Annotated in this window: 5 protein-coding genes and 2 pseudogenes; 3 read left to right on the top strand and 4 right to left on the bottom strand. The window is 69.3% G+C overall.

From position 1 onward, the window contains the following. Positions 1-13 precede the first annotated feature (13 nt). On the bottom strand, positions 14-664 hold the full coding sequence (locus A4F85_RS28975; protein ID WP_063328580.1) for an NAD(P)H-dependent oxidoreductase: 651 nt from the start codon (positions 662-664) through the stop codon (positions 14-16). 38 nt (positions 665-702) lie between these two features. Then, a complete protein-coding gene (locus tag A4F85_RS28970) occupies positions 703-1,200 on the bottom strand; it encodes a MerR family transcriptional regulator (protein ID WP_231890642.1) in 498 nt (165 codons plus the stop codon). A gap of 11 nt (positions 1,201-1,211) precedes the next feature. Between A4F85_RS28970 and A4F85_RS28965 the strand changes: the two genes are divergently transcribed. Continuing rightward, positions 1,212-2,720, top strand: coding sequence for a M20 family metallopeptidase (locus A4F85_RS28965; RefSeq protein WP_063328579.1), 1,509 nt, complete (start codon positions 1,212-1,214; stop codon positions 2,718-2,720). After that, positions 2,720-3,605: pseudogene (locus A4F85_RS28960) on the top strand (alpha/beta hydrolase). The gene A4F85_RS28965 and the pseudogene A4F85_RS28960 overlap by 1 nt, the downstream one beginning before the upstream one ends. On the opposite strand, the pseudogene A4F85_RS28955 reads toward A4F85_RS28960, so the two are convergent. Together A4F85_RS28955 and A4F85_RS28950 are read right to left on the bottom strand one after the other, a co-directional pair. Beyond that, positions 3,592-4,345 (bottom strand): annotated as a pseudogene (locus tag A4F85_RS28955) (16S rRNA (uracil(1498)-N(3))-methyltransferase). The pseudogenes A4F85_RS28960 and A4F85_RS28955 overlap by 14 nt on opposite strands. Before the next feature lie 13 nt (positions 4,346-4,358). Beyond that, positions 4,359-5,456: an aminoglycoside phosphotransferase family protein gene (locus A4F85_RS28950; RefSeq protein WP_013804796.1), complete on the bottom strand. Its 1,098-nt coding sequence runs from the start codon at positions 5,454-5,456 to the stop codon at positions 4,359-4,361. A gap of 92 nt (positions 5,457-5,548) precedes the next feature. On the opposite strand from A4F85_RS28950, the gene A4F85_RS28945 reads away from it, so the two are divergent. Further along, positions 5,549-7,984, top strand: a complete 2,436-nt coding sequence (locus A4F85_RS28945; protein ID WP_156517070.1) for an LPS-assembly protein LptD — start codon at positions 5,549-5,551, stop codon at positions 7,982-7,984. Positions 7,985-8,003: the final 19 nt, after the last annotated feature.

Here is an 8,003-nt window from a genome sequence, read left to right as displayed (position 1 = left end):
ATCGATGACCTGCTCAAACCGAAGCCTTGAGACGGCGCGCCGCCGCGCGCCGGCCTGCTGCCTGCGCCTGCTCTAGCCACTGCTGCACACGGGCGGCCTCGGCGCCGAGCACGGGGCCGAAGCTGTGTATGCGCACGGGCCGGATGCCGCTGAATTCCAGGATGGCGCGGCGCATCTGGTGGTGGCCCGGCATGTGCGCCACCCAGCGGTAGTACCAGGGCGGTGAATCCATGCTCACCAGCAGGTCGGCCGTGCGGCCGGCCAGCAGCCGGTCCCACAGCACCGAGCCCTTGCGGTACTTGAACGCGAAGCCCGGCAGAAAGATGCGATCGATGAAGCCCTTGAGCAAGGCCGGCAGGCCGCCCCACCAGGTGGGATAGGCCCAGGCCAGGTGGCTGGCCCACAGGATGTCGGCCTGGGCCCGCTGCAGGTCAGGCTCCAGGGGCTGGTCCTGGCGGTAGCCGGCATGCAGCAGCGGGTCGAAGTCCAGTTCGCCCAGGCGCAGCAGGCGTACCTCGGCGCCGCTGTCGCGTGCGCCCTTTGCGTAGGCGTCGGCCAGGCCTGCGCACAGGCTGCTGGCCGACGGGTGGCCGAGGATGATCAGGATGCGCTGGGGATGCGTATCGGCAGGGGGATGGGCGGTGCTTGGAGACATGGAGCCCATGTTCGCCTTGCCCCTTGGGGCAGGGTCAAGCCCCGTGCTCAGGCCAATGCGGGTTCGCAGGCGCCCTGGGTACCTTCCGTCTCCAGGCTGCATTCGAGCAGTTCGCGCTCCAGCGCCGCCAACTGGGACTGCTGTGCCTGGAGGCGCCGGATTTCTGCCTGAACCTGGCTGCTGCGCTCGCGTAGCAGCCGGGCCAGGGCTTCCCAGCTTGTGGCCTCATGGATGCGGTGCAGGCCGTGCAGTTCGTCCAGCCGAAAGCCCAGTCCCAGCGCCTGGCGTATGCGCTGCACAAGCACCAGGTCCTGCTCGCCATAGATGCGGTAGCTGCCTGCCCGTGCCACGGCGCCGAGCAGGCCCCGTGATTCATACAGCCGGACGGCCTTGGGCGAGCAGCCGGCGCGTCGGGCGAGTTCTCCGATATACATGGCGCGATCGTAGTCGTTGGCGGCGGGGTGTCCGGGGTCCGTGCCGCCTTGGCGCACAATGACCGGATCGCGGCGCTGGCTTCGCTCGAACGGTGCGCCGACCCATGACACGAGGACCCGCCATGAACGCACGCACCCCTTCGCAGCTGCTGCAGCCCGCAGCCGCGCTTGACCAGATCAGCCGCTCCTGGGACGAGCGCATCGTCCCGGCGCTGACCGAGTACATCGCCATTCCCGCCAAATCGCCCATGTTCGCGCCCGACTGGGAGCAGCAGGGCCACCTGGAGACCGTGCTGCGCAATGCGGCCGACTGGGTGCTGGCGCAGAAGGTGGGGGGCCTGACGCTGGAGATCGTGCGCCAGCCGGGCCGCACGCCGGTGCTGTTCTTCGAGGTGGAAGGCACGCAGGACAAGGCGGCCTCCAGCCCCACGGTGCTGATGTACGGCCACCTGGACAAGCAGCCCGAGTTCGACGGCTGGCGCAGCGACCTGGGCCCGTGGACGCCCAAGTACGAGAACGGCAAGCTCTATGGCCGTGGCGGCGCCGACGACGGCTATGCGGTCTACGCCAGCATCGCGGCCGTGCAGGAGCTCAAGCGCCAGGGCGTGCCGCACCCGCGCATCCTGGGCCTGATCGAGACCTGCGAGGAAAGCGGCTCGCGCGACCTGCTGCCCTATGTCGATGCCCTGCGTCCGCGCCTGGGCGATGTGGGCCTGGTGATCTGCCTGGACAGCGGCGCCGGCAACTACGACCAGCTGTGGCTGACCACCAGCCTGCGCGGCATGGCCAGCGGCACGCTGAAGGTGGAAATCCTCACCGAGGGCGTGCATTCGGGGGATGCCTCGGGCGTCGTGCCGTCGTCCTTCCGCATCCTGCGCCAGGTGCTGGACCGGCTGGAGGACAGCAAGACCGGGCGCCTGCTGCCCGCCAGTTTCCACTGCGAGGTGCCGGCCGAGCGCATGGCGCAGATGCGCGACACGGCGGCCATCCTGGGCGAGGAAACCTATGCCCGCTTCCCCTGGGCGCACTACGACTGCGGCGGCTCCACGCTGTTCGCCCTGCCCACCACCACCGACCCGGTCCAGGCCCTGGTCAAGCGCACCTGGGAGCCCACGTTGAGCGTGACCGGCGCCGAGGGCCTGCCCGCGCTGCAGGACGCCGGCAACGTGCTGCGCCCCTATACCGCATTCAAGCTCAGCCTGCGCCTGCCGCCCCTGGTCGATGCCGCTGCCTGCGTGCAGGAAATGAAGGCGCTGCTGGAGGACAACGCGCCCTACCAGGCCCGTGTGACCTGGCAGGGCCTGTCGGGCGCCAGCGGCTGGAATGCGCCAGCCATGGACGGCTGGTTCGAGGACGCGCTCAACGCGGCAAGCCAGGCGCATTTCGGCGCCTCCTGCGGCTACATCGGCCAGGGCGGCACGATTCCGCTGATGAACATGCTCAGCCAGGGCTTTCCCAAGGCCCAGATGATGGTCTGCGGCGTGCTCGGTCCCAAGAGCAATGCCCACGGTCCCAATGAATTCCTGCACGTGCCCTATGCCAAGAAGCTCACGGCCGCCGTGGCCCAGGTGATCGCCGCCATGGCCGGGGCGCAGGCAGCCGCCGAGGCGGGCGCTGCTGGCGTGGCGTGATGGCAGTGCCGGCCCCCGCACCCGTTCCTGCACCTGCCTCGCAAGGCCAGGTCACGCGCCTTGCGTCCAGCGACGGCGCCGAGCTGTCACTGCGCGACTGGCCCGTGGACGGGGGCCAGGCGCGCGCCACCGTGCTGCTGGTGCACGGCCTGGGCGAGCACATCGGCCGCTATGAGGCGCTGGCCCGGCGCCTCAATGCCTGGGGCTATGCGGTGCGCGGCTACGACCAATACGGCCATGGGCGCTCGGCAGGGCCGCGCGGCGGCTTGACGGCCGATGGCCGGCTGCTGGATGACCTGGCAGCCGTGGTCGATGCCACGCGTGCCCAGCAGCCCGCTGGCCAGCCGCTGGTGCTGCTGGGCCACAGCCTGGGCGGCCTGGTGGCTGCGCTGTTCGTGGCGCGTGCCATCCGGCCTGTCGATGCGCTGGTGCTGTCTTCGCCGGCCTTCGACGTGGGCCTGTCGCCCATCCAGAAACTGCTCGTGGGCACGCTGCCGCGCCTGGTGCCCGACCTGCGCGTGTCCAACGGCCTGCAGATTCCCTATCTCTCGCATGACGCGGCGGTCTGCGATGCCTACCGTGCCGATCCGCTGTGCCATGACCGCATCTGCGCACGGCTGGCGCGGTTTCTGGCGCAGGGCGGCCCGCAGGTGCTGGCCCGCGCGGGGGCAGTGGAGCGTGCCCAGCCTGCTGCTGTGGGCGGGGGACGACAGGCTGGTGGCGCCGGCCGGCAGCCAGGCCTTTGCCGACCGCGCGCCGCCAGCCGTGGTACAGGCGCAGTGCTTTGACGGCGCCTACCACGAGCTGTTCAACGAGCGCGATGACTTTGCGGCGCCCGTGTTCGCGCGGCTGCGCGACTGGCTGGGCCGCTTCAGGCCAGCGTGAGCGCCGCCAGCGCAGCCAGGGGCGCGGTTTCCGCGCGCAGCACGCGTGGCCCCAGCGTGACGGGCACAAAGCCCTGGGCGCGGGCGAGGGCCTCCTCGGCAGGCGACAGGCCGCCCTCGGGGCCGGAGAGAAAGACCACGGGTGCATCCTCGGCCGTGGCATCCAGGATCTCAACCAGCGGCCGCGTGCCCTCGCCCAGCGACAGCAGCAGGCGCAGCGTGCCGGGCGGCAGCTGTTTCGCACCGCCCTCCAGCCAGTCCTCCAGGTCTGCAGGGGTGTGCAGCGGGGGAACGCGGTTGCGCGTGCACTGCTCGCAGGCCGATACGGCCACGGCCTGCCAGTGGGCGAGTTTTTTTCTCGGCGCGCTCGCCCTTGAGCTTGAGCACGCTGCGCTCGGCCACCAGCGGCGTGATGCTGGCGGCGCCCAGCTCGGCCGCCTTCTCCACCAGCCAGTCCATGCGTTCGTTGGCCGTGATGCCGGCCAGCAGGTGTACGGGGCGCAGGGGCTCGCGTTCCACGGCGTGGTGCGCGCCTATGCGCACGGCCACGTCGCTGCGGCCCATGCGCAGCACGGTGGCCTCGAACTCGCCGCCGCTGAAGCCTTCGCCGGCGCGGCCTTCGAAGAGGGTGATGCCGTCGCCGGGCTGCAGGCGCAGCACCTGTACATGGCGCGCCGCGCCGGGCGGCAGGTCGATGTCGGCGCCGCTGCGCAGCGCAATGGGGCAGTGAAAGCGTGGCATGGCGTATCCGTTCTCAGACGCGCCCGTAGGCCCAGCCGACCTGGGGCTGGATGTTTTCGATCTGGTCCACCAGGCGCAGCAGCGGCGTCAGCTCGCGGTAGCGGCTGCAGGTGGAGCGGATGTAGTGGATGAAGCGCGGCGCGTCGGCCAGGTAGCGGGGCTTGCCGTCGCGCAGCGTCAGCCGCGCGAAGATGCCGGCCACCTTGAGGTGGCGCTGCAGGCCCATCCACTCCACGCCCCGGTAGAACTCGCCGAAATCGTCGCCCCAGCCGCTTTGGCTGCGTGCGCCGACCAATCCCGACTTGCGCGCCTTCTCCCAGTAACGCACGGTAATGTCGATGACAAAGTCCTCTTCCCAGCTGATGAAGGCATCGCGCAGCAGGCTGGCGATGTCATAGGTCACCGGGCCATAGACCGCATCCTGGAAGTCCAGCACGCCCAGCGGGCCGCTGGCGGTCACGGGCTGCATGAGATTGCGCGTCATGAAGTCGCGGTGCACGAAGACGCTGGGTGCCGCCAGGTTGTGGGCCACGATCTGGTCGAAGGCCTTGGCCAGCGTGGCCTGCTGCCTGTCGTCGAGCACGGTCTCGCGGTGGCGCGCGATGTACCAGTCGGGGAACAGCTGCAGCTCGCGGCGCAGCAGCGCGTCGTCATACGCGGGCAGCACGTCGGGGCGCGAGGCGGTCTGCCAGGCCAGCAGCACCTCCAGCGCCGAGCGGTACCAGGCTTCCGCGTCCTGGGGCTTTTCCGGGTCCAGCGCCTCGATGACGGTGTGGCCGCCCAGGTCGGACAGCAGCATGAAACCGTGCGCCGCATCCCAGTCCAGGATCTGCGGCACGGCCAGCCCGGCCGAGGCCATCAGCGCCTGCACCTTGGCGAAGGGCGCGCAATCTTCCTTGTCCGGCGGGGCATCCATGACGATGAGGCTGGCGCCCGCGCTGGTGTCCAGGCGCAGATAGCGGCGAAAGCTGGCATCGGCCGAGGCAGGGCGCAGGGTTTCGGGGCGCAGCGCGTGGCGGGCGGACAGCGGGGCCAGCCAGGCGTCGAAGGCGGCGTGGCGGGCGGGGTCGGCCCAGACAACGCCGGCCGTGGGGGTGTTTGGATGGCTCATGGATAATCGCGATTCTACAAACCGCCACCCCGGCGAATGCCCGGCGGTGATGCTAGGCTTGCGCCTTTGTCCACCCGCCGCTGTTGACCACCGTGTACCTCCGACCGCCGCTCCCCGATCCGCTGGCTGCCCGCGCGCCCGCGCGCCCCGCTGTACGCCCGCTGGCCTGGCTTGTGGCTCTCGCATGGGCCGGTGGCTCCACCATGGCCCAGGCCCAGCCCGCTGCAGCCGACGAAGGCCGGCTGCAGCAAGTCCGCCCGCTGCGCCCCAGCACGCTGATGCAGGAAACCTATCCCGAGGCGGTGCGCTCCCAGCAGCCCGTCTATGTGCGCGGTGACGCGCTCAGCGGCCAGCCGGACATCAACTCGGTGGTCGAGGGCAATGCCGAACTGCGCCGTGGCGACACGATGATCCGCGCCGACCGGCTCGAGTACCAGGTGCCCGACGACCGCGTCAATGCCTCGGGCGCAGTACACATCAACCAGGCCGGCAATGTCTACGAGGGCTCGCAGCTGGACCTGGAGGTCGATGCCTTCAAGGGCTTTTTCGACAACGCCGGATATCGCTTCCTGGCCAATGGCGCCTACGGCAAATCCTCGCGCGTGGACTTCATCGACCGCGACCATGCCGTGGTCCACGATGCCACCTACACCACCTGCCAGCGCGACGACGAGGCCAGCTGGGAGCCGGCCTGGATGCTGCGCGCCCGGACCCTGCACATCGATATGGCCGAGGAAGTGGGCGTGGCCGAAGGTGCGGCCCTGCAGTTCAAGGGCGTGACCGTGCTGCCCGTGCCGCGCATGAGCTTTCCGCTGTCGGACAAGCGCAAGTCGGGCCTGCTGCCTCCCACCATGGGCCTGGACAAGCTCAGCGGCATCGAATACACGCAGCCCTATTACTGGAACCTTGCGCCCAACCGCGACATGACCCTGTATCCCTCGGTCATGAGCAAGCGCGGCGTCAACCTGGGAGCCCAGTTCCGCTACCTGGAGCCGACCTATTCGGGCGAGGCCTATGCGGCCTACATGCCCGGCGACCGCCAGCGTGACCGGGACCGCTGGGCCTACTCGCTGCAGCACCGGGGCGTCATCGACTCGCCCATCGGTGGCCTGGGGTTGAACATGAACCTCAACCGCGTCAGCGACGACAACTACTGGCGCGACTTCCCGCTGGCCGCGAAATCGCTGCGCGAGCGCCTGCTGCCCAACGATGTGAACCTGTCCTGGGCGCGGGGCGACAATGTGCTGACACTGCGCACCCTGTACTGGCAGACCATGCAGGATGCATCGGCGCCCATTGCCCCGCCCTACGGCATGAAGCCGCAGCTGCAATGGCGCTACACGCCGCTGGACCTGCCGCACGGCCTGGACTTCAGCTTTGTGGCCGACACCACGCGCTTCGAGATCGACAAGCCCCTGGCCGGCATCACCTACAACAACGGCCAGCGCAGCTACATGCTGGCCCAGGTGAGCCGCCCCTTCCTGTCGCCGGGCGCCTTCATCACGCCCAGGATCCAGTTGCACACCAGCAACTACCAGGTGGACAGCCTGATGAGCAACGGCAGCCGCAATGCCTCGCGCACGCTGCCCACGGTCAGCGTGGACAGCGGGCTGGTGTTCGAGCGCGACACCACGCTGTTCGGCCGCCAGCTGCTGCAGACCTTCGAGCCGCGCGCCTTCTACACCTACACGCCCTACCGCGACCAGAGCTTTCTGCCGCTGTATGACACGGCGCGCAACGACTTCAACTTCGCGAGCATCTACTCCGAGAACGACTACAACGGCCAGGACCGCATTGCCGACAACCACCTGCTGACCCTGGGTGCGACCACGCGCCTGATCGACGGGACCACGGGTGCGGAAAAGGCGCGCTTCGGCATTGCGCAGCGCGTGCGTTTCTCCGACCAGAAGGTCATCCTGCCCGGCGAGGTGCCGGCCACCAGCCGCCTGTCCGACGTGCTGCTGGGTGCGGCCATCAACTGGACCGATGCCTGGTCCACCGAAGGCACGACCCAGTACAACCGCGACCTCAACCGCTCGGTGCGTACCACCTTTGGCGCGCGCTACAGCCCCAGTTCCTACCGCACGGTGAACGTGGCCTACCGTACCCAGTACGACACCGTGGCGCGTACCGACGCCAGCAAGCTGGTCGACGTGGGCTGGCAATGGCCCATCAACGACCTGTGGGGCGACAAGGGGCGCGACCTGGGTGCCGGCCGTGGCCAGGGCGGCGGGCGCTGGTACACGGTGGGCCGGTTGAACTACAGCCTGAAGGACCGCAAGCTCGTCGATACCGTGGTCGGGCTGGAGTACGACGGCTGCTGCTGGATTGGCCGCGTGGTGCTGGAGCGTCTGCAAAGCTCCATCACCCAGTCCAACACCCGGCTGCTGTTCCAGATCGAGTTCGTCGGCTTCTCGCGGCTGAGCCTGGGTGCAGACCCGCAGCGCAGCCTCAAGCAGAATGTGCCGCGCTACCAGTACCTGCGCGAGTCCGTGACGCCTCCCAGCCGCTTCACCAACTACGATTAGAGCCAACGCTCCAAACACG

Origin of the sequence: Delftia sp. GW456-R20 (assembly GCF_001622915.1) — a bacterium.
Classification (GTDB): domain Bacteria; phylum Pseudomonadota; class Gammaproteobacteria; order Burkholderiales; family Burkholderiaceae_C; genus Comamonas; species Comamonas acidovorans.
Note: the sequence above shows the minus strand (reverse complement) of the source record. Positions and strands in the feature narration are given on the sequence as shown.

Bases quoted from the DNA above. Each gene is read 5' to 3' on its own strand.
- A4F85_RS28965 (WP_063328579.1), top strand. From the start codon at position 1,212: ATGAACGCACGCACCCCTTCGCAGCTGCTGCAGCCCGCAGCCGCGCTT.
- A4F85_RS28950 (WP_013804796.1), bottom strand. From the start codon at position 5,456: ATGAGCCATCCAAACACCCCCACGGCCGGCGTTGTCTGGGCCGACCCC.
- A4F85_RS28975 (WP_063328580.1), bottom strand. From the start codon at position 664: ATGGGCTCCATGTCTCCAAGCACCGCCCATCCCCCTGCCGATACGCAT.